This window comes from Curtobacterium sp. PhB172 (assembly GCF_003752545.1).
GTDB lineage: Bacteria > Actinomycetota > Actinomycetes > Actinomycetales > Microbacteriaceae > Curtobacterium.
This window is the reverse complement of the sequence record NZ_RKIF01000006.1, coordinates 371,010-391,038: the sequence shown is the minus strand read 5'-3', so window position 1 is coordinate 391,038 and position 20,029 is coordinate 371,010. Positions and strand designations below refer to the sequence as shown.

20 protein-coding genes are annotated in these 20,029 nt (G+C 71.7%); 12 read left to right on the top strand and 8 right to left on the bottom strand.

Translation table 11 applies throughout. The annotated features are described in order from the left end of the window. Position 1 precedes the first annotated feature (1 nt). Positions 2 to 1,231 carry a D-alanyl-D-alanine carboxypeptidase family protein gene (locus EDF42_RS06150; RefSeq protein WP_148067629.1) on the bottom strand — a complete coding sequence of 410 codons (1,230 nt, stop codon included), beginning with the start codon at positions 1,229 to 1,231 and terminating at the stop codon, positions 2 to 4. Positions 1,232 to 1,307: 76 nt separating this feature from the next. Here EDF42_RS06150 and EDF42_RS06145 point away from each other — a divergent pair, with 76 nt between their 5' ends. After that, on the top strand, positions 1,308 to 2,402 hold the full coding sequence (locus EDF42_RS06145; RefSeq protein WP_123671747.1) for an acetamidase/formamidase family protein: 1,095 nt from the start codon (positions 1,308 to 1,310) through the stop codon (positions 2,400 to 2,402). Continuing rightward, a complete protein-coding gene (locus EDF42_RS06140) occupies positions 2,399 to 3,973 on the top strand; it encodes an AtzH-like domain-containing protein (RefSeq protein WP_123671746.1) in 1,575 nt (524 codons plus the stop codon). Before EDF42_RS06145 ends, EDF42_RS06140 begins: the two co-directional genes overlap by 4 nt. A 35-nt stretch (positions 3,974 to 4,008) precedes the next feature. Here EDF42_RS06140 and EDF42_RS06135 read toward each other — a convergent pair whose 3' ends face one another. Next, positions 4,009 to 4,827, bottom strand: a complete 819-nt coding sequence (locus EDF42_RS06135; RefSeq protein WP_123671745.1) for an RNA methyltransferase — start codon at positions 4,825 to 4,827, stop codon at positions 4,009 to 4,011. A 268-nt stretch (positions 4,828 to 5,095) separates the two neighbouring features. Between EDF42_RS06135 and EDF42_RS06130 the strand changes: the two genes are divergently transcribed. From EDF42_RS06130 to EDF42_RS06120, 3 genes are all read left to right on the top strand, one after another. Next, positions 5,096 to 6,052: a Sir2 family NAD-dependent protein deacetylase gene (locus EDF42_RS06130; protein WP_260235208.1), complete on the top strand. Its 957-nt coding sequence runs from the start codon at positions 5,096 to 5,098 to the stop codon at positions 6,050 to 6,052. Continuing rightward, positions 6,049 to 6,687 (top strand): histidine phosphatase family protein, encoded by a 639-nt coding sequence (locus tag EDF42_RS06125; protein WP_123339668.1) that lies wholly within the window; start codon positions 6,049 to 6,051, stop codon positions 6,685 to 6,687. The genes EDF42_RS06130 and EDF42_RS06125 overlap by 4 nt, the downstream gene beginning before the upstream one ends. Positions 6,688 to 6,757: 70 nt before the next feature. Further along, positions 6,758 to 7,498, top strand: coding sequence for a hypothetical protein (locus EDF42_RS06120; RefSeq protein ID WP_123671743.1), 741 nt, complete (start codon positions 6,758 to 6,760; stop codon positions 7,496 to 7,498). A gap of 122 nt (positions 7,499 to 7,620) precedes the next feature. Here EDF42_RS06120 and EDF42_RS06115 read toward each other — a convergent pair whose 3' ends face one another. Further along, the gene (locus EDF42_RS06115) at positions 7,621 to 8,694 is read right to left on the bottom strand and encodes a glycosyltransferase family 1 protein (protein WP_123671872.1); all 1,074 of its coding nucleotides are present in this window, start codon (positions 8,692 to 8,694) and stop codon (positions 7,621 to 7,623) included. A gap of 5 nt (positions 8,695 to 8,699) precedes the next feature. Next, entirely contained in the window at positions 8,700 to 9,761 is a 1,062-nt protein-coding gene (locus EDF42_RS06110) for an alpha/beta fold hydrolase (RefSeq protein WP_123671742.1), read from the bottom strand. Positions 9,762 to 9,874: 113 nt separating this feature from the next. On the opposite strand from EDF42_RS06110, the gene treS reads away from it, so the two are divergent. Both treS and EDF42_RS06100 read left to right on the top strand, forming a co-directional pair. Continuing rightward, entirely contained in the window at positions 9,875 to 11,584 is a 1,710-nt protein-coding gene (gene treS, locus EDF42_RS06105) for a maltose alpha-D-glucosyltransferase (protein ID WP_111084171.1), read from the top strand. 58 nt (positions 11,585 to 11,642) lie between these two features. Continuing rightward, positions 11,643 to 12,386 (top strand): 3'-5' exonuclease, encoded by a 744-nt coding sequence (locus tag EDF42_RS06100; RefSeq protein ID WP_123671871.1) that lies wholly within the window; start codon positions 11,643 to 11,645, stop codon positions 12,384 to 12,386. Positions 12,387 to 12,457: 71 nt separating this feature from the next. Here EDF42_RS06100 and EDF42_RS06095 read toward each other — a convergent pair whose 3' ends face one another. The 3 genes from EDF42_RS06095 to glgA all read right to left on the bottom strand — a co-directional run bounded on the left by EDF42_RS06095 (position 12,458) and on the right by glgA (position 14,806). Next, entirely contained in the window at positions 12,458 to 12,706 is a 249-nt protein-coding gene (locus EDF42_RS06095; protein WP_017887280.1) for a type B 50S ribosomal protein L31, read from the bottom strand. Positions 12,707 to 12,814: 108 nt separating this feature from the next. Beyond that, positions 12,815 to 13,597, bottom strand: a complete 783-nt coding sequence (locus EDF42_RS06090; RefSeq protein ID WP_111083979.1) for an ABC transporter ATP-binding protein — start codon at positions 13,595 to 13,597, stop codon at positions 12,815 to 12,817. Between the two features lie 9 nt (positions 13,598 to 13,606). After that, a complete protein-coding gene (gene glgA / locus EDF42_RS06085) occupies positions 13,607 to 14,806 on the bottom strand; it encodes a glycogen synthase (protein WP_123671741.1) in 1,200 nt (399 codons plus the stop codon). 47 nt (positions 14,807 to 14,853) lie between these two features. Between glgA and glgC the strand changes: the two genes are divergently transcribed. Beyond that, on the top strand, positions 14,854 to 16,095 hold the full coding sequence (gene glgC / locus EDF42_RS06080; RefSeq protein ID WP_123294454.1) for a glucose-1-phosphate adenylyltransferase: 1,242 nt from the start codon (positions 14,854 to 14,856) through the stop codon (positions 16,093 to 16,095). Positions 16,096 to 16,314: 219 nt separating this feature from the next. Next, entirely contained in the window at positions 16,315 to 16,953 is a 639-nt protein-coding gene (serB, locus tag EDF42_RS06075; RefSeq protein ID WP_123671740.1) for a phosphoserine phosphatase SerB, read from the top strand. A 126-nt stretch (positions 16,954 to 17,079) separates the two neighbouring features. On the opposite strand, the gene fabG is transcribed toward serB, so the two are convergent. Then, the gene (gene fabG, locus EDF42_RS06070) at positions 17,080 to 17,793 is read right to left on the bottom strand and encodes a 3-oxoacyl-ACP reductase FabG (RefSeq protein WP_027465673.1); all 714 of its coding nucleotides are present in this window, start codon (positions 17,791 to 17,793) and stop codon (positions 17,080 to 17,082) included. A 165-nt stretch (positions 17,794 to 17,958) separates the two neighbouring features. Between fabG and EDF42_RS06065 the strand changes: the two genes are divergently transcribed. The 3 genes from EDF42_RS06065 to EDF42_RS06055 are packed head-to-tail and all read left to right on the top strand — an operon-like array spanning position 17,959 to position 19,666. Further along, complete coding sequence (locus EDF42_RS06065) at positions 17,959 to 18,381, top strand: DUF3099 domain-containing protein (protein ID WP_123294380.1); 423 nt, start codon at positions 17,959 to 17,961, stop codon at positions 18,379 to 18,381. Then, complete coding sequence (locus EDF42_RS06060; protein WP_395865210.1) at positions 18,381 to 18,689, top strand: hypothetical protein; 309 nt, start codon at positions 18,381 to 18,383, stop codon at positions 18,687 to 18,689. The genes EDF42_RS06065 and EDF42_RS06060 overlap by 1 nt, the downstream gene beginning before the upstream one ends. Next, entirely contained in the window at positions 18,686 to 19,666 is a 981-nt protein-coding gene (locus EDF42_RS06055) for an SURF1 family protein (RefSeq protein WP_123671739.1), read from the top strand. Before EDF42_RS06060 ends, EDF42_RS06055 begins: the two co-directional genes overlap by 4 nt. Positions 19,667 to 20,029 lie beyond the last annotated feature (363 nt).

Here is a 20,029-nt window from a genome sequence, read left to right as displayed (position 1 = left end):
GTCAGCCCCGGAACGGGTTCGTCCAGCGCCACCAGACGCCGGGGTCGTCGATCGTCCGCTCCAGCACGAGCGGCACCGTCACCGGGTCGTGGTCCGTCACCGTGAAGCGGACCTTCCCGACCCGCTCGCCCTTCGTCCCGAGGGTGACCTCGTCGAGGTGCGCCTTCGCCCGGACCTTCGTCTTCCCCCAGACCAGGACCTCGGCCGCCTTCGCGCTGACGGCGTCGGCCTCGTCCTGCCAGGGGGTGGAGAACGTGCCGAAGGTCTGGCCGGCATGGGTCAGGGTGACGACCTGGAAGTTGTCGGCCACCGAGCGCAGCAATCGCTGGACGTCGACGTCGAGCGAGTCGTGGTCGACGCCGCCGAGCATCACGCCGATGACGGTGACGTCGCGGCCGCCGCGCTCGTAGGTCGCGGCGAACAGCAGGCAGGCGCCGGCCTCGTCGAGGGTGCCGGTCTTGATGCCCTCGATGCCGTCCATGCCGAGCATCTTGTTCGAGTTCGTGATCTCGCCCGCTCCCGGCACCGTGACGTGCTCGGTGCCGACGATCTCCTTGACGACGGGGTTCGCCAGGGCCAGCTGCCCGAGGTCGACGAGGTCCGTCGCCGTCGACCGGTTGCGGGAGTCGAGTCCCGTCGGCTCGTGGATGGTCGTGTCGTCGAGGTGGTGCTCGTCGAGCCAGATCGCGGCAGCCTTCTGGTAGGCATCCATCGACCCGAAGGCCCACAGCGCCAACGAGCCGGCGTAGTTGTTCGCCGACTTCATCAGCATGACCTGCATGGTCTGGTACTCGGAGAGCTTCAGGCCGGACGGCATCGGCGCGACCTCGCCGTTCACCGCGAGGTACTTCGCGTACAGCCCCTGCATCTCGGCGTTGAACGCGACCGACGGTCCGGACTCCCCGACGCGCAGCGGCTTGTGGTCGAGCACCACCAGGGCCGTCACGATCTTGGTGATGCTCGCGATCGCCCGGGGCTTCGTGTCACCGCTGGTGCGCAGGCTCTCCGGGAAGTCGGTGGCCTCGACCGCGGTGGCGCCGTAGCCCGGGAAGCTCAGCGCCGGCACGCTCGACGTCGGAGCCGAGTACGTGGTGGTCGCGGCGCTCGCCGGACCGAACGGCACGACGGCGGCGGCCACGAGGTACCCCGCGACGAGCACCAGCACCGCGACGACGGAGATCGTCACGGGCCTCCGGACGGCGGAGCGGGGGCGACGGACGACTCGTGACACGGGAACCGAGCGTACCGGTGACGAGTCCCGCGTGGCTGCGAGCGGGCCGCGGTGTCGCGTGTGCAAAAGTGGCTCCGTGAGCACCCCCGCGATCCCGACCCTGCAGCCCGGCGCCGGCCCGATCCGGTCCGGCCACTACCTCCCCGTCGACCCGGAGACGGTCCTGTGGGGTCGGCTGCCGAACGCCGACGACCGCCCGGTCATCACGATCGCGTCCGGCGAGGACGTCACGATCGACACCGTCAGCCACGAGGGGATCCTGCCCGACCAGGGCAGCGACCCCCGTGCGTACTTCGCGTCGCACGGCGTGGCCGCGGAGCACGTGCTGGACGACGCCGTCGCGATCGCCAGGAGCGGCCACCGGGACCCTGCCGCCGACGGCCCGCACGTGGTCTCCGGTCCGATCGCGATCGCGGGCGCCGAGCCCGGCGACGTCCTGACCATGACGGTGCTCGAGACGCTGCCGCGGGTCCACTACGGCGTCGTCTCGAACCGGCACGGCCGCGGTGCCCTGCACGGCGAGTACCCGGTCGACGGCACCACGGTCAGCGTCTTCGCCGACGTCGTCGAGACGGCCGCGGGTCAGCGGGGCCGCATCCCCCTGACCGGCGCCCGCGACCGCTTCGCGCACTTCCCGCTCGCCCCCTTCCTCGGGATCATGGGTGTCGCCACCCCCGGCGACCGGCTGCACTCGGTGCCGCCGGGCCGCCACGGCGGCAACGTCGACGTCAACCTGCTGCAGGTCGGCGCGCAGCTGCACCTGCCGGTCCTGGTCCCCGGCGCGCTCGCGTACGTCGGTGACCCGCACTTCGCCCAGGGGGACGGCGAGGTCGCGCTCACCGCGATGGAGGCGTCGCTCCGCGCGACCGTCCGGTTCGACGTGACACCCGCCGCCGAGGCCGCGCAGCAGTTCGGCGACCTGGTCTGGCCGCTCGTCGAGACCCACGAGTTCCTCGTGCCGACCGGCATGGACCCGGACCTCGACGAGGCCGTCCGCGCCTGCATCCGGCACGCCGTCGCGATCCTCGGCGCCCGCTGGGGCATGGAGCCGCACCTGGCGTACGCCTACCTGTCGGCGGCGACGGACTTCAACATCTCGCAGGTGGTCGACCTGGTCACCGGCGCGCACGCGCGCATCCGCAAGGCCGACTTCGAGGAGCCCGCACGATGAGCACGTACGAGACGAGCACTGCAGCACCGGAGGGCTTGCTCGACGCGCTCGACGCGTACGAGGCCGCCCTCGCCGCGAACGACCTCGACGCGCTCGACGCCGCGTTCGTCGACGCCCCCGGCACGATGCGCGGTGACGACCGCGGCCTGCTCGTCGGGCACGACGCGATCAGCGCGTTCCGCGGCGCACGGGGTGGGGTCCAGGCCCGGTCGCTGACGCGCGTCGAGGTCCGCCCCCTGGGCGAGGGACTCGCCCTCGTCGTGTCGGTGTCCGAGTTCGCGGCGGGCGGGCAGGGCCTCCAGACGCAGCTGTGGCGACGCGACAGCGACAGCGACAGCGACCACGACGGCACCGCGGCGCCGCGCTGGCGCATCGAGGCAGCCCACGTCACCGGCCGCCCGAAGGCCTTCGACACCACCGTCTGGCGCGCAGTCGGCGACCCGCTCGTCGCCCCCACCGCGTCCGGACCGCTCGACGGGCTCACCGTCGCGGTGAAGGACCTCTACGCCGTCCCCGGCCAGCCCGTCGGCGCCGGCAACCCGACCTACCTCCGTGAGTCCCCCGTCCAGACGACGCCGGCAGCGGCCGTCGCGGCGCTCCTCGACGCCGGCGCCGCGATCCGCGGCATCGCGCGCACCGACGAGTTCGCCTACAACCTGACGGGACGCAACGAACACCACGGCACCCCGCCCAACGGGGCGGTTCCGACCCGACTGCCAGGAGGCTCGTCCAGCGGATCCGCATCGGCCGTCCGTCTCGGCACGGCCGAGATCGGGATCGGCACGGACACCGCGGGATCGGTGCGGGTCCCCGCCTCGTACCAGGGACTCTGGGGCCTCCGGACGACCCACGGCGCGGTCTCCCGCGACGGGCTGCTCCCCCTCGCGCCGTCGTTCGACACGGTGGGGTGGCTCACCCGGAGCGCCGACGTCCTGCTCGCGGCGCTCGACGCCACGGTGCCGTCGGATCCGGACGCTCCTGCGGAGCCGGAGCTCCTCGTGCCCGCCGAGCTCCTGGACCTCGTCGAGCCGGCCGTCGCCCGGGCCTTCACCGCGTTCGTCGCCGGACAGGGCCACCCGATCGGCACCGTGCGGCTCGCCGACCTCGGGATCCCGCCCCTCGACGACCTGCGCGAACTGCTGCGCCTCGCGCAGGCCGCCGAGGCCGTCGCCGCCCACGGTGCCTGGATCGACGCCCACCACGGCGCCCTGAGCACCGTCGTCGGCGACCGGTTCGCCGCCGCCCGGGCGAACGACCCCGCAGCCACCGCCGACGCCGTCGCACGACTCGACCACGTCCGCGCGACGATCCGCACGGCACTCGCCGGCCGGGCCCTGCTGTTCCCGACGGTCCCCGGACCGGCACCGCTCATCGCCGCCGACGGCGCGGCACTCGAACGCACCCGGACCGCGACGACGGCGATGACGAGCCTCGCGAGCGTCGGCGGCGTCCCGGCGGTCAGCGCCCCGGCGCTCACCGTGGACGGAGCCCCCGTCGGCGTGTGCCTGGTCGGCGAACCGGGCACCGACCGTGCCCTGGTGATCCGCGCCGGACGGATGCTGCAGGGCTGAGGCGAGTCGGGCCTCCCGGTCCGCCCGTGGCGTGGCTAGGAGGTGAGCCGCTGGGCCTGGGTGACCGCCCACAGTCCGACGGCGCTCGCCGCGGCGATGTTCAGCGAGTCGACACCGTGCGCCATCGGGATCCGCACCGTGGTGTCGGCAGACGCGATCGCGGCGGGCGTCAGCCCCTGCCCCTCGGTGCCCATGACGAGCGCGACCTTGCCGGGCACGTCCCGGGCGAAATCGGCGAGGTCGACCGACTCGTCGGTGAGCGCCATCGCGGCGAGGTGGAAGCCCTGCGCGCGCAGTTCCTCGCCCGCAGCCGGCCACTCGCCGATGCGGGTCCACGGGATCTGCAGGACCGTGCCCATGCTCACCCGGACGCTCCGGCGGTACAGCGGGTCGGCGCAGCGCGGGCTGACGAGGACCGCGTCCGCGCCCAGGCCGGCGACGCTGCGGAAGACGGCACCGACGTTCGTGTGGTCGACGATGTCCTCGAGCACGACGACGAGCTTCGCGTCCCGCACCACGTCGGCGACGGTCGGCAGCTCGGGGCGCTGCACGGCGGCGATCGCGCCACGGTGCATGCGGAAGCCGGTGAGCTCCTCGAGCAGGGCGTCCGGGCCGACGAACACCGGTCCGTCGTGGTCCGCGACCAGGGGCAGCACGCTGTCGAGCCACTTCTCCTGCACCAGGATGCTCCGCGGGGTGTGCCCGGCACGGACCGCGCGTTCGATGACCGTGTTCGACTCGGCGATGTACAGGCCACCCTCCGGTTCGCTCACCCGGCGGAGCGCCACGTCGGTCAGACGGGCGAAGTCGTCGAGGCGGGGGTCGTCGAGTGAGTCGATGCGGACGGGGTGCACGGGGCTCGTTTCGGTGTGGTGCAGGTGGGCGCCGGTCGGTGTCGTGGCTTGCGTGCCGGCCGGTGTCGCGGCTGGCGTGCCGGCCGGTGTCGCGGCTGGCGTGCCGGCCGGTGTCGCGGCTGGCGTGCCGGCCGGTGTCGCGGCTGGCGTGCCGGCCGGGAAGCGACCGGGACGGTCGGCTGTTGAGGGTACCGTGAACAGGGTGCTGGATGATGCTGGGTCGACGACCGGACCGCCCACCGGGGCGACGGCCGGTCAGCCGACCGGTCTGCCGACTGCCGCGGATCTCGACCGCGTGCTCGAGGTGCTCGCCGGCAAGCGCGTCGCCGTGCTCTCCGGCGCCGGCCTGAGCACCGACTCCGGCATCCCCGACTACCGCGGCGCCGGGCGGGTCGTGCGCAAGCCGATGACCTTCCAGGAGTTCCGCGCCGACGCCTCCAAACGGCAGCGGTACTGGGCCGGCTCGCACCTCGGCTGGCGGAGCTTCGCGGCCGCCCGACCGAACGAGGGGCACCGGGCGCTCGCCGCCCTCGAGGACGCCGGTGTCGTCACGGGCGTCATCACGCAGAACGTCGACGGCCTGCACCTGCGCGCCGGGTCCCGCCGCGTGGTCGAGATCCACGGGTCGATGGACCGCGCCCTCTGCTTGACGTGCGGGCAGGTGTTCTCCCGCGCCGACCTCGCCACGACCATCGACCGCGCCAACCCGTGGATCGACGAGCCCGGTTCGGTGCAGCTGCAGCCCGACGGCGACGTCGAGATCACCGACGTCGAGCGCTTCGTGGTGCCGGACTGCTCGGTGTGCGGCGGCATGCTCAAGCCCGACGTCGTCTTCTTCGGCGAGTTCGTGCCCACCGAGAAGTTCCACGAGGCGGTGTCGATCGTCGCCGACGCCGAGGCGCTGCTCGTGGTGGGGTCGTCCCTGACGGTGAACTCCGGCGTGCGGCTCGTCGACCACGCTGCCCGCCGCAAGAACCCGGTGGTCATCGTGAACCGCGGTGCGACCCGCAGCGACCGCCGTGCCGCCGTGAAGCTCGACGGCGGGACGACCGAGACGCTGGTGCACCTGGCCGAGCGGCTGGGGTCCGGTCCCGCGGCAGCCGGTCCCGCGGCGGCCGGTCCCGCGGCGGCCGGTCCCGAGGCGGCCGGTCCCGAGGCCTCTGGTCCCGCGGCGTCTGGTCCCGCGGCGTCTGGTCCCGCGGCGTCTGGGATGATCGACGGGTGACGACGCTCCTGTACCTGGTCCGGCACGGTGAGACCGACTGGAACGCGCAGCGCCGCATCCAGGGTTCCACCGACATCCCGCTCAACGACACCGGACGGCGACAGGCCGCCGAGGCCGCCGAACTCCTCGCCCGCCGGCAGTTCGACGCCGTCGTCGCCTCGCCGCTGTCCCGCGCCGCCGAGACCGGGGCGATCATCGCCGACCGGCTCGGGCTCGCGGCGCCTGTGACGTACGCCGGGCTGGCCGAACGCTCCTACGGCGAAGCCGAGGGGCTCACCGACACCGAGGTCACGGCGAAGTACCCGCACGACGACATCCCGGGCCGCGAGTCCCGGTCCGCGCTGCTCGCCCGCATCACTGAGACGCTCGGTGAGATCGCGGTGCGCTTCGACGGCGGGGTCGTGGTCGTCGCCACCCACGGCGCGGTGATCCGGAGTGTGGTCAACGAGGCGGCGCCCGGCACCGCCGACCGGCACGCCACACCGATCCGCAACGGCTCGATCCACTCGTTCCGCTGGGACCCCGAACGCTTCCACGCGGAGCTCGTCCGGTTCGACGACCCGATCGACGACGTCTCGGACGGGCCCGGGCGGTACGCGTTCGACTACCAGAACCCGCTGGAACGCCGGGGCTGACGCGCGCCGGCCGCGGACGGGGCGGCGGTCCTGCGACTAGGCTCCGACGCACCCGAACCAGGGGGGCGACATGGTGACCGACGGAACCGACCCGGGTGGCTGGCACGCCGCCGACCGGCAGGAGGACGACCTCGACCGTGCCTTCGGCCCCGAGACCGCCAGCGTGCAGACCCGCACGATGGGACAGCGGGCCCGCACCTGGCTCGTCATCGGCGGCGGTACCGTCGTCGTCGCGGGCGTGATCGCCCTCGTGCTCGGCACCATCATCGGCAGCGTGCAGACCGGCATCGGCGGTGCGTTCCCCCGGCCGGACCTGGCACTCGACCGCCTCGACGACCGGCTCGCCGACGTGCCCGGCGTCACCGAGGTCCGCCACCACGAGCCCGAAAAGACCGGCTTCGCGAGCTACGACGCCACCGCGACGATCACCGCCGACCCGTCGCTCGATGCGGCTGAGCGCACCGACCTCGTCGAGACCCTGAGCCGCGCGACCGACTCCGCTGGCGGCAACGGTGTCCGGGTCGCCGCGATCGCCGACCTCGGCACCCTCGAGGTCGGCGTCTCCGACTCGCGGACGGTGACCGCGAAGCGCTTGGTGCTGGCGGACACGCTCGACCACATCGGTGGGGTCACGGCCGTCCGCTGCTCGTGGGTACGCGGTGGCATCCCGTCGGACCTCGCCGCCGACCAGGCCATCGTCGTCCGTACCCCGGGGCGTGGGGCCGCCGTCCCGCCGATCGTGGCGCGGGTGACGGAGGAGACGCACAAGGTGTTCCCCGGGGCGAGCGTCGAGGTGATCGCCGCGAAGTAGCGGTGGGCCGGTCGCGTGTCCGACGCAGAACGACCAATCCGATGTCGTACGACGTCGACGTTGTCGCATCGCATCGACCGACGCGCCCCGCCCCCGCCCTGCCCCCGCCCACCTGCGCCCCGCTACCGCCCGCGCCGGTCGGCCACGGCCCGCTCGACCGCCCGCACGACCTGCTCCGCCGAGTCCTGCCACCGGAACCGCGCGGCTCGCTCGACCGACTGCGCCGAGGCCTCGTCCCACCGCTCCTCGACCCGCCGCACCGCAGCCGCCACCGCCGACGGCGACGCCGGGTCGAAGTACTCGGCCGCATCGCCCCCGATCTCGCGGAAGATCGGGATGTCGCTCACGACGACCGGGGTCCCGACGCCCATCGCCTCGACCAGCGGGATGCCGAAGCCCTCGTCGTACGACGCCGTCGCCAGGGCCGTGGCGGATCGGAGCACCGACAGGTACTCCTCGTCGGTCGCACCGTCGTGGAACATGATCGAGCCAGCCGGCGCGAGCCCCTCGATCCGTGCGCGGTCGGCGTCGGACACCCGCGACATGCAGTGCAGGGTCCAGTCCGCTCCGAGGAGCGGCAGCGCGGCCGCCAGCGTCTCGACGTTCTTGTACGGCATGAACGAGCCCATGTAGACGAGCGAGCGCTCGCGCGGCGCACCCGCCGCACGCGGGGTCGCCGGATCGGCAGCGTTGTACGCCACCGTCACCGGACGCTTCGTCAGCCGGTGCTCGGCGATGAGCCCCGCGGTGGTCTCGGACACCGTGACCACCCCGTCGGCACCGTTCAGCAGGACGCGCTGCGGCACCCACGACAGGTGGAACGCGCGCCACCCGAGCCGGAGCGGCCACGAGAACTCGCGCGGAGGCGTCCGGTTCCGGTAGTAGATCAGGTCGTGCAGGGTGAGCACGAGCGCGTAGTCGCGCCCCCGTGAGCCCATCGTCTGCATCGGCGAGAACACCGCGTCGAGGCCGAGCCGGTTCACCCGTCGTGCGACGAGCGGCTCCCCCGCGTCGGTGGGCGCCGGCAGCAGCTCCCACGGCAGGTCGCGCGGCAGGGACTCGAGCTGGCGCTCGTCGTGGACGAGCAGCACGACGTCGTGCCGGTCGGGCAGGTTCCAGGCCACTCCGGCGGTGAAGCGGCTGATGCCGTCGTGCCGACCGATCCGCACGTACCTGCAGTCGATGCCGATCCGCAGGCGCGTCACGCGTCGGTCTCCTTCGCGTCACTCACCGTCGAGTCGTCCGAATTCGGCGCGCTCGCCTTCGTCGCCGTCGTCTTCGTCGCGGTCGTCGTCGTCGCGGTCGACCGGGAGGCCCGTCCCGCCCCCGACGGTCGGCCTGCCTTGGTGCCGCGGCCCCGTCCAGGGCGCGCGGCCGTGTCCGCCATCCGGCGCAGCACCGCCGCAGCGGCCGGTGCCGGTGTCTCGTAGTGCACCAGGTGCCCGACCCCGGGGATGACCACGAGTTCGGCATCGCGCAGGCGGGCGGCCAGGGCGCGCTGCTCGGGGACGGCCGTGATGTCGTCGTGCTCCGCGGCGATCATCAGCACCGGCACGTCGATGCGGTCCGCGTACTCGGACACGTCGTGGGTGACCGAGGTCCGGAACGCCTCGAGCACGCTCGTGCGGTTCGCGAAGGCCGAGAAGTACCGGTCGTGCTGGTCGTGCACCCAGCGGCGCATCCCGCGGTCGTGCGACTTGAGCATCGCGATGCTCATCACCCGCACGATGGCGGCGTTCCGCAGGATCCCGAGCCCGATCGGCTTCGGCAGCACCGCGCCGGCCTTGTAGTAGCCGATCGCGATCCCGGTGCCCACCGCGCGGGGCCCCTGCAGCGCCGGGGCGGCGATCGGGTTCACGAGGACGAGCAGCCGGGTGTCGAGCCCGGCGGCGACGGTGGCGGACACCACGATCGACCCGAACGAGTGGCCGAGGACGACGGCGTCGCGGCCGAGCCCGAGCGCCTCGTGGAACGCGCGCAGCCAGCCGACGTACGACTCGATGTCCGACACCGGCAACGGGTCGGACACGCCGAAGCCGGGCAGGTCGGGCACGATCACGCGGACGTCCTGCAGGTGCGCGGCGATCGTCTCGAGGCCGTGGTGGTCGCCGCGGAACCCGTGCACCGCGAGGACGGTCTGCGTCGCGTCGGACGGCCCGTACTCCCAGTAGTGCGTGGTGCGGCCGTCGACCTGCACGGACCGGTGGACCACCGGTGTGGCGGCCATGAGCGACTGGTACGGGGAGAGCACGGGCGGTTGCATCGGCGCCAGTCTACGAAGACAACCGCACGAAACCCCGGACACCCGCAGCATCGCGCGCCTATCGTGTCCGGGGCGGGCCGTCGACCGGCCCGTCGATGACGACGAGGAGCACGGTGACCTTCACAGCCCCGATCCAGCTGCCCGGCCTGACGCTCGACCCGCAGTGGTACAAGCGCTCGGTCTTCTACGAGTGCATGATCCGCTCGTTCGTCGATTCGAACGGCGACGGGATCGGCGACCTGCAGGGCGTGATCGGCAAGCTCGACTACCTGCAGTGGCTCGGCGTCGACGCCCTGTGGTTGCCGCCGTTCTTCCAGTCGCCGATGCGCGACGGCGGGTACGACATCGCCGACTACAAGGCGATCCTGCCGGAGTTCGGCACGCTCGACGACTTCCGCGAGCTCGTCACGAAGTCGCACGAGCGCAACATGCGCATCGTCATCGACATGGTGATCAACCACACCAGCGACCAGCACGAGTGGTTCCAGCAGTCCCGCGAGGACCCCGACGGCCCCTTCGGTGACTTCTACGTCTGGCGGGACACCGACGAGGAGTACCCGAACATCCGGGTCATCTTCGTCGACACCGAGGAGTCGAACTGGACGTTCGACCCGGTCCGCCGGCAGTTCTTCTTCCACCGGTTCTTCTCGCACCAGCCCGACCTGAACTTCGAGAACCCCGCGGTGGTCGAGGCCGTGTACGACGTCGTGCGGCACTGGCTCGACCTCGGTGTCGACGGTCTGCGGCTCGACGCGATCCCGTACCTGTTCGAGTCCGAAGAAGGCAACGGCGAGGGCGAACCGGAGACCCACGAGTTCATCAAGAAGATGCGCGCGATGGTGGACGACGAGTACCCCGGCCGTGTCCTGCTCGCCGAGGCGAACCAGTGGCCGCGCGAGACCGCCGCCTTCTTCGGCACCGACGAGGAGCCCGAGTGCCACATGGCGTTCGACTTCCCGGTGATGCCCCGCATCTTCTACTCGCTCCGGGCGCAGCACGCCAAGGAGCTGTCGGCGATCCTGTCGGAGACGCTCGACGTGCCGTCCGCGGCAGCCTGGGGCGTGTTCCTCCGCAACCACGACGAGCTCACGCTCGAGATGGTGAGCGAGGAGTACCGGCAGGCCATGTACGGCTGGTACGGCTACGACCCCCGGATGCGCTCGAACATCGGCATCCGGCGCCGGCTCGCTCCCCTGCTCGACAACTCGCGTGCCGAACTCGAACTCATCCACGCGCTGCTGTTCTCGCTGCCGGGCTCGCCGTTCCTCTACTACGGCGACGAGATCGGGATGGGCGACAACATCTGGCTGCCCGACCGCGACTCGTCCCGTACGCCGATGCAGTGGACCCCCGACCGCAACGCCGGGTTCTCCACGGCAGACCCGGGCAAGCTCTACCTGCCCGTGGTGCAGTCGCTCGTGTACAACTACGCGCAGGTCAACGTCGAGGCGCAGCTCGCCCAGTCCCGCTCCCTGCTGCACTGGGTGCGCAACGTCATCCACGTGCGGAAGGCCCACCCGGTGTTCGGGCTCGGGACCCTGCACGTGCAGGAGACCTCGAACGAGTCGGTGCTGGCGTTCGTGCGCTCGTGGGAGGGTTCCGGCCAGCAGTTCGGGCCGTCGGCGGAGGACGTGCTGTGCGTGTTCTCGTTCGCCACGAACCCGACGTCGGTCACGGTGTCGGCTCCCGAGTTCGCCGGTCGGCCGCTCTACGACCTGTTCGGCGGCGGTTCGTTCCCCGCGTTCGACGAGGACGGGACCGTGACGTTGACCCTCGGGACGCAGTCGTTCTACTGGCTGCACGTCGGCGCGCCGGTCGGGTAGCACCGATCGTGTCGGTGCGTCCCGTTAGCCTGACCGCGTGACGTTCCCCACAGCACAGCTGGATCCGACAGCACAGCTCGACACGCCCGCCCCGGCGCAGGACCTCTCCGGACGCCCCTGGTGGCACGCCCTCGGCGTCTTCGACCTCGAGACCACCGGTGTCGACGTCGAGACGGCGCGGATCGTCACGGCGCACGTCGGCCTCATCGACATGACGGGTGCATCCATCGCAGAGGGTGCGTGGATCGCCGACCCGGGCATCGCGATCCCCGAGGGCGCCGCGGCCGTGCACGGCTACACCACCGAGCGCGCCCAGGCCGAGGGGCGTCCCGCGGCCGAGGTCGTCGCCGAGATCATCGCCGCGATCGAGGCGGTGTTCGCCCGCGGCATCCCGCTGGTGATCTACAACGCCCCGTACGACCTGACGGTCCTCGACCGCGAGGCGAAGCGGCACGGGTTCGCCTCCCCCGTCATCGGCAACGTCGTCGACCCGCTCGTGATCGACAAGGCCCTCGACACCTTCCGCAAGGGCAAGCGCACGCTCGAGGCGGCGTCCGAGCTGTACGGCGTCACCCTCGCCGACGCACACGACGCCGGCGCCGACGCCATCGCGGCCGGTCGGGTCGCCCAGGCCATCGCCGGCAAGTACCAGGACGAGCTCGGCATCTCGGCAGAAGAGCTCCACCGCAAGCAGGTCGGGTGGTGCGCCGAGCAGGCGACCTCGTTCCAGGAGTACATGCGCAAGAAGCGCGACCCGTCCTTCACCGCCGACGGTCGCTGGCCGCACCGCAACGGCGCCTGACCGGCCGTACAACGCAGAACGGGCGGTCCTCCCGAAGGAGGACCGCCCGTTCCGACGTGCTGTGAGGCTGCTTACTTGGAGAAGCCCTTGAAGCGCTGGTTGAACTTCTCGACGCGACCGGCCGAGTCGAGGATGCGCTGCTTGCCCGTGTAGAACGGGTGCGAAGCGGACGAGATCTCGACGTCGATCACCGGGTAGGTGGCACCGTCGAGCTCGATCGTCTTGTCGCTGTTCGCGGTCGAACGCGTCAGGAAGGTCTCACCGGAGGCCAGGTCACGGAAGACGATGGCGCGGTACTCGGGGTGGGTGTCGGTCTTCATGGAGTTTCCTCGATAGCGGTAGCGGTGGTGGGATTGCGCGAGATGCGCGGGAAGTCATCGGCTTGCGCCAGCCGTCAACGTTACCAGACGGACGGCGCGATCGCAGCGCTAGGACGCGCGCGCCGTGTACCGACCGGCGTCCTTCGTGACGGACAGCGCGATGCCGAACGCCTCGGTCAGGGTCTGGTCGGTCAGGACCTCGTCGATGGGTCCGGCGGCCTGCACGTGGCCGTCGGCGAGCACCAGCGCGTGGGTGAACCCGGCGGGGATCTCCTCGACGTGGTGGGTGACGATCACGATGGCCGGCGAGTCGGCGCTCTGGGCGTAGCCGCCGAGGGTGCGGACGAGGCTCTCACGAGCACCGAGGTCGAGCGAGGCGGCCGGCTCGTCCAGGAACAGGATCTCCGGGTCGGTCATGACGGCACGGGCGATCTGGACGCGCTTCTGCTCGCCGTCGCTCAGCTCGCCGAAGGTGCGGTCGGTGAACGACCCCAGGCCCCACTCCTCGAGCACACGCTGGGCACGGCGGACGTCGAGCTCCTCGTACTCCTCGTTCCAGCGCCCCGTGACCGAGTACGCGGCCGTCAGCACGACGTCGATGACCTTCTCGGTCACCGGGATGCGACGGGCCAGAGCGGTCGACGCGAAGCCGATGCGCGGGCGGAGCTCGAACAGGTCGGCGCCGCCCAGCTCGGTGCCGAGCACCTCGACGTCACCCGAGGTCGGGAACGTCTGGGCACCGGCGACCTGCAGCAGCGTGGTCTTGCCGGCGCCGTTCGCGCCGAGCACGACCCACCGTTCGTCGTCCTGCACCCCCCACGAGATCGAGTCGAGGATGGTGGCCCCGTTGCGGACCACGGAGACGTCTGACAAGCGCACGACCGAGGGCATGCGACCAGCCTACGGGGTCCGGCCGAGCACCTCGTCGTAGACCTGCCGTGTCCTGGTGGCGATCGCGTCCCAGGTGAACTCGGACTCGACGCGCAGGCGTCCGGCGCGGCCCATGAGCTTCGCGAGACCCTCGTCGGCGAGCACCTCGTTGAGGGTCGCGGCCAGGTCCGCCACGTACTTGTCGGGGTCGGTCGGGGTGCCCGTGCCGTCCTGCGCCTGGTCGATCGGCACGATGCGACCCGTGAAACCGTCCGCGACGACCTCGGGGATGCCCCCGGTCCGGGTACCGACGACGGGGATGCCGCACGCCATGGCCTCGAGGTTCACGATGCCGAGCGGTTCGTAGATCGACGGGCACACGAACACCGTGCCCGAGGACAGCACGTTCACGATCTCCTCGTGCGCGAGCATCCGGTCGATCCAGACGACGCCCTCGCGCTGCTCGCGCAGGCCCTCGACCAGCCCGGTGACCTCGGCGAGGATCTCCGGGGTGTCCGGGGCACCGGCGCACAGCACGATCTGGACGTCCTCGGGGAGCGACGCCACGGCGCGGAGCAGGTAGGGCAGGCCCTTCTGCCGGGTGATGCGACCGACGAAGACGACGCTGGGGCGCGACGGGTCGATGCCGAGGGCGCGGACGGCGTCCTCGTCGACCTGCGGCTTCCAGGCGTCGATGTCGATGCCGTTGTAGACGACGTGCACCTTCGCCGGGTCGATCGACGGGTACGAGCGCAGGATGTCGGCGCGCATGGCCTTCGACACCGCGATGACGCCGTCGGCGTTCTCGAACGCCTCGCGTTCCATCCAGCTCGACAGGCGGTAGCCGCTGCCGAGCTGCTCGGCCTTCCACGGGCGCAGCGGCTCGAGGCTGTGCGCCGTGACGACGTGCGGGATCCCGTAGGTCAACTGCGCGATCCGGCCCGCCGAGTTCGCGTACCAGGTGTGCGAGTGCACGAGGTCGGCGCCCTCGACGTCGGCGGCGATGGCCACGTCGGTGCCGAGCGCCTGCAGTGCGCCGTTCGCCTGCTCGAGGCCAGCCGGGGTGCGGTACCCCCAGACGTCGGCTTCGTCGCGGAAGGCCCCGAAGGCCCGGACCCGGACGTCGGTGTCGGTCCCCGACCGCAACGCAGCAGTCAGTTCGGCCACGTGGACACCCGCTCCGCCGTAGACCTCCGGCGGATACTCCCTGGTCAGTAGATCGACTCGCACGGGTTCAAGGTAACCGGTTCCCAGTGCTGACGCCTACTGTGAGCGGCATGGCACCAAAGAAGGTCTTCGGCATCGTGCTCGCTGGCGGCGAGGGGAAACGGCTCATGCCGCTCACGGCCGACCGGGCGAAGCCCGCAGTCCCGTTCGGCGGAAACTTCCGTCTCATCGACTTCGCGCTGTCGAACCTGGTGAACTCCGGTCTGCAGAAGATCGTCGTCCTCACCCAGTACAAGTCGCACAGTCTCGACCGGCACGTCGCCGAGACCTGGCGCATGGAGGGCCTGCTCGGGTCCTACGTGGCGTCGGTCCCCGCGCAGCAGCGACTCGGCAAGCGCTGGTTCGCCGGTTCGGCCGACGCGATCCTGCAGTCGCTCAACCTGCTCCGCGACGAGCGTCCCGACATCGTCGTCGTGGTCGGCGCTGACCACGTGTACCGGATGGACTTCCACCAGATGGTCGAGGCGCACATCGCCTCGGGTCGCAGCGCCACCGTCGCGGCGATCCGTCAGCCCATCGAGCTCGCCGACCAGTTCGGCGTCATCCAGGTGGACGCCGACGACCCGACGAAGATCGATGCCTTCCTCGAGAAGCCGAAGAACCCGGTCGGGCTCGCCGACTCCCCCGGCGAGGTCCTGGCCTCGATGGGCAACTACGTGTTCAACGCGGACGCCCTCGTCGACGCGGTGCTCCGCGACGGCCAGGTCGAGTCGTCCGCGCACGACATGGGCGGCGACATCGTCCCCGACTTCGTGGACCGCGGCGACGCCGGTGTCTACGACCTGCAGCGCAACGAGGTCCCCGGGTCCACCGACCGCGACAAGTACTACTGGCGCGACGTGGGGACGATCGACTCGTTCTTCGACGCGCACATGGACCTCATCGCCCCGGTGCCGGTTTTCAACCTGTACAACCAGGACTGGCCGATCTTCAACCAGCAGACGAACCTGCCGCCGGCGAAGTTCGTGCGGGACGCCAACGGCAACACCGGCTCGACGGTCGACTCGCTCGTGTCGCTCGGCTGCCTGGTGTCCGGCGCACAGGTCGAACGCAGCATGATCGGCCCGTGGTGCGGGATCGACTCCGGCGCGAAGGTCCTCGACTCCATCGTCTTCGAGCGGGCGACGATCGGCGCCGGTTCGGTCGTGAACCGGGCGATCCTGGACAAGGACGTCGTCATCGCGCCGGGTGCGCAGGTCGGCATCGACCGTGAGGCCGACGAGGCCCGCGGCTTCACCGTGACCGAGTCCGGCATCACCGTGGTCGGCAAGGGCGTCCGCGTCGACGCCTGATCCGTCAACGAGTCCGGGCTCCGCCCATGGGTCGGCAAGGGCGTCCGCGTCGACGCCTGATCCGTCAACGAGTCCGGGCTCCGCCCATGGGTCGGCAAGGGCGTCCGCGTCGACGCGTAGCATCGGCCGGTCACGTCGACACCGACGAACGGACGGACAGGAGGCACGGCTCGCGTCACGGACGCGAGCCGTGCCTCCGTCTGTCGGTACCGTTGGTCCGTGCCCCGCTTCCTCGTCGTCCTCGATGCCGATTCCACCCTTCTCGAGGACGAGGTGATCGAACTCCTCGCGGACACCGCCGGGACCCGGCCACAGGTCGCGGCGATCACGGAGCGCGCCATGCGCGGGGAGATCGACTTCGCCGAGAGCCTCCGGGAGCGTGTCGCGACCCTGGCGGGCCTCCCGGTCGACGTCTTCCGACGCGCACAGCAGGCGGTCCGCGTGACGCGGGGTGCCGACCAACTGGTCCGCGGCGTGCACGCCGCCGGTGGGACCGTCGGTGTCGTGTCCGGCGGGTTCCACGAGGTCCTCGACCCGTTCGCCGAGCAGCTCGGTCTCGACCACTGCCGGGCGAACCGACTCGAGCTGGCCGACGGCGTGCTGACCGGCCGTGTGCTCGGCGACGTCGTGGACGCGCACGCCAAAGCCGTCGCCCTGCGGGAGTGGGCCGAGGCCGACGGCGTGGACGCGGTGCGCACCGTCGCGATCGGCGACGGGGCGAACGACCTCGAGATGATGCGCGTCGCCGCCCTGTCGGTGGCGTTCGACGCGAAGCCGCGCGTGCGGGAGCAGGCGGACGTCGCCGTGGTGGACCGCGACCTGTCCGCCGTGCTCGCGACGCTCGGCCTGCGCGGCTGACGCTCCGCCGATCCTCGCAGCCGAGTCTCGCGCAGGGCGACACTCCTCGGCCCGCGCGGCCCGAGCAGTGTCGCTCAGGCCGAGACTCGGGCCAGGCAGGCCGAGCGGGCCCGCCGGGCGGGCTGGCTAGTGGCCCATGCCGAGGCCGCCGTCGACCGGGATGATCGCGCCGGAGACGTAGCCGGCCCCGTCGCTCGCCAGGAACAGCGTGGCGTCGGCGACGTCGTCGACCGTGCCGTACCGGGCCGCCGGGATCGCCTTCTTGAACTCGGCCTGCAGCTCGTCGGACAGCGCGGCCGTCATGTCGGTCTGGATGAACCCGGGCGCGACGACGTTGGCGGTGATGCCGCGCGAGCCGAGCTCTCGGGTGATCGACCGGGCCATGCCGACGAGGGCGGCCTTCGACGACGCGTAGTTGACCTGGCCGATCTGGCCGTAGGCGCCGACGACGCTCGACATGAGCACGATGCGCCCGAACTTGGCCTTCATCATGCCCTTGGTGGCGCGCTTCACGACCCGGAACGTGCCGGTCAGGTTGGTGTCGACGACGCTCGTGAAGTCGTCCTCGGACATACGGAGCAGCAGCTGGTCGTTCGTGATGCCGGCGTTGGCCACGAGCACCTCGATCGGTCCGAGCTCGGCTTCGACCTGCGTGAAGGCGGCGTCCACCGAGGCCGTGTCGGTGATGTCGGCCTGCACGGTGAGGGCCCCTTCGGGTCCGCCCTGTCCGCTGCGCGACGTGACCGCGACGCGGTGCCCGGCGGCGACGAAACGCTCGGCGAGGGCGTGGCCGATGCCGCGGTTGCCGCCGGTGATCAGGACGGTACGGGGGGTGCTCATGGTCGCTCCGTTCGGTGGTGGTGTGCGGTCGTGTCGTGCCGACGGGTCGGCGGACACGCCCGGACGAGCGTAGCGGAGCCAGCACCGCAGCCCGTTCGCGCGCGGCGCACCCACGATCGGCCCCGGAGGCTTAGGCTGGACCACGGGTAGACGGAGACCATCTGTATGAAGAGCACGCACACCAGCATCACCACGCTCCCGGATTCGCCGGAGCTGGACCGGGCGCACCGCCTGTCCCGCTACGTGTGGCAGATGGCCATCCGCGTCGTCCTCTTCGTCGTGGCCGTGCTGGTCTACTCCATCTGGCACTCCTGGATCGCCGTCGTGCCGATCGTCCTCGCCGCCGTGATCCCCTGGGTCGCCGTCATCGTCGCGAACGCCGGCAGCCGGACCGAGAGCGACATGATCTCGCCCGCCGGTGCGATGCAGCTCTACGACGCGGTCGACCCGGGCCTCCGCGAGCAGCAGGAAGAGGACCGGGCCCAGGCCTACCGCGACGAGCAGGACCGCCTCCGGCAGCAGGCCCAGCACGCGCAGGACGAGTGGCAGCGCAACGGCGACCGCTCGAAGATGTGGGGACCCCGCTGATGGGCGCAACCTTCGACCTGCACACCGAACCGGGCTCGACCCCCGTCTGCTCCCGAGCCGGCTGCTCCAACACGGCAGCGTGGCGGGTGAACTGGCGCAACCCCCGGATCCACTCCGCCGACCGCGTGAAGATCTGGGCCGCGTGCGAGGAGCACCGCGACTTCCTCGCCGACTACCTGCGCTCCCGCACCTTCCCGGTGCGCGTCACCGGCATGCACGAGGACGTCGACCGGCTCGACGACGAACGCGACCCGGCCGCGTCGCCGAAGAACGACGTCGGGGTGCGCTCCGCCGGCTCCGGTCGATGACCGACGACTTCGACCCGCACTCCCGGTACGGCCGGAAGCACGCAGCCAAGCTGCAGCGCGCCGCCGACCACGCCCGTCGCTCCGTGCCGGACGATGAACGCCGCACCCAAGATCCGGACGAGCCCTTCGTCGGCTGGCACTTCGTCCGGAGTCGCCGCTGGCTGGGGTACTTCGCGATCGCCGTGGCCTTCGCGATCGTCTGCGCCCTGTTCGGCATGTGGCAGTGGGACCGCCGCAACGAAGCGGTGCGCCAGAACGAGCAAGTCGCCCAGAACTACGACCACACCCCGGTTCCCCTCGACCAGGCGCTGCCGACGGCGTCGACCTGGCAGGACGAGCAGGAGTGGCTCCGGGTCTCCGTCACGGGGCGCTACGACATCGACGCGCAGCTGCTCGTCCGCAACCGCGTGCACAACGGCCAGCCCGGCTTCGAGGTCCTCACCCCCCTGGTCACCGACGACGGCCGCGCGTTCATCGTCGACCGCGGCTGGGTCCCCACCGGCAACGCGCAGGACGCCCCCGACCACGTGCCCGCTCCCCCGTCGGGCGAGGTCACGGCGATCGTCCGGCTGCAGCAGAGCGAACCCCGGATCCCCGGCCGCACCGACCCCGCGCACACCGACCAGGTGCAGTCGGTGACACTGGCGGACGTCGCGAAGAAGGTCGACACCCCCATCTGGACCGGTGCGTACGGCGAGCTCGCCTCTGAGTCCCCCGCCCCGACCGAGGCGCGCCCGCTCGGTTGGGAGCGTCCCACCGCCGACACCGGCCTGCACCTGAGCTACTTCATCCAGTGGTTCCTGTTCGCGGTCGGCGGCTTCGGGTTCCTGGCGTACGTGATGGTGCAGGAGTACCGGAACCTCAACCAGGACGACCCGGAGGAACGCGAGCGCGCCCAGGAGCGGCAGCGCCGCAAGGACGCCAAGCCGAAGACCGACGCCGAGATCGAGGACGACCTGATCGCGTCCCGCCGCTGACGCGCGCGCTTGTGTGCGCGCGTCAGCGCACCGTGCGCACCTCGCAACCCCGTGCGCGCTTCCGCGCACCGTGCTCCGCTGCAAGCGCGCACCCAGCGCGCAACGCGGCACCGGATGGCGAACCCGGCACCGTGCGGACGGGAGGCACGGCGCACGACCGGCACCGCGCCTCCAGGCCGCACCGTGCGCACCTCGCAACCCCGTGCGCGCTTCCGCGCACCGTGCTCCGCTGCAAGCGCGCACCCAGCGCGCAACGCCGCACCGGACGGCGAACCCGGCACCGTGCGGACGGGAGGCACGGCGCACGACCGGCACCGCGCCTCCAGGCCGCACCGTGCGCAGCTCGCAACCCCGTGCGCGCTT

Coding starts and splice junctions, on each gene's coding strand:
- EDF42_RS06095 (WP_017887280.1), bottom strand. CDS start 12,706: ATGAAGACCGACACCCACCCCGAGTACCGCGCCATCGTCTTCCGTGAC.
- EDF42_RS06110 (WP_123671742.1), bottom strand. CDS start 9,761: ATGCAACCGCCCGTGCTCTCCCCGTACCAGTCGCTCATGGCCGCCACA.
- EDF42_RS06090 (WP_111083979.1), bottom strand. CDS start 13,597: ATGCCCTCGGTCGTGCGCTTGTCAGACGTCTCCGTGGTCCGCAACGGG.
- EDF42_RS06120 (WP_123671743.1), top strand. CDS start 6,758: ATGGTGACCGACGGAACCGACCCGGGTGGCTGGCACGCCGCCGACCGG.
- EDF42_RS06055 (WP_123671739.1), top strand. CDS start 18,686: ATGACCGACGACTTCGACCCGCACTCCCGGTACGGCCGGAAGCACGCA.
- glgC (WP_123294454.1), top strand. CDS start 14,854: ATGGCACCAAAGAAGGTCTTCGGCATCGTGCTCGCTGGCGGCGAGGGG.
- fabG (WP_027465673.1), bottom strand. CDS start 17,793: ATGAGCACCCCCCGTACCGTCCTGATCACCGGCGGCAACCGCGGCATC.
- EDF42_RS06065 (WP_123294380.1), top strand. CDS start 17,959: ATGAAGAGCACGCACACCAGCATCACCACGCTCCCGGATTCGCCGGAG.
- EDF42_RS06060 (WP_395865210.1), top strand. CDS start 18,381: ATGGGCGCAACCTTCGACCTGCACACCGAACCGGGCTCGACCCCCGTC.
- EDF42_RS06140 (WP_123671746.1), top strand. CDS start 2,399: ATGAGCACGTACGAGACGAGCACTGCAGCACCGGAGGGCTTGCTCGAC.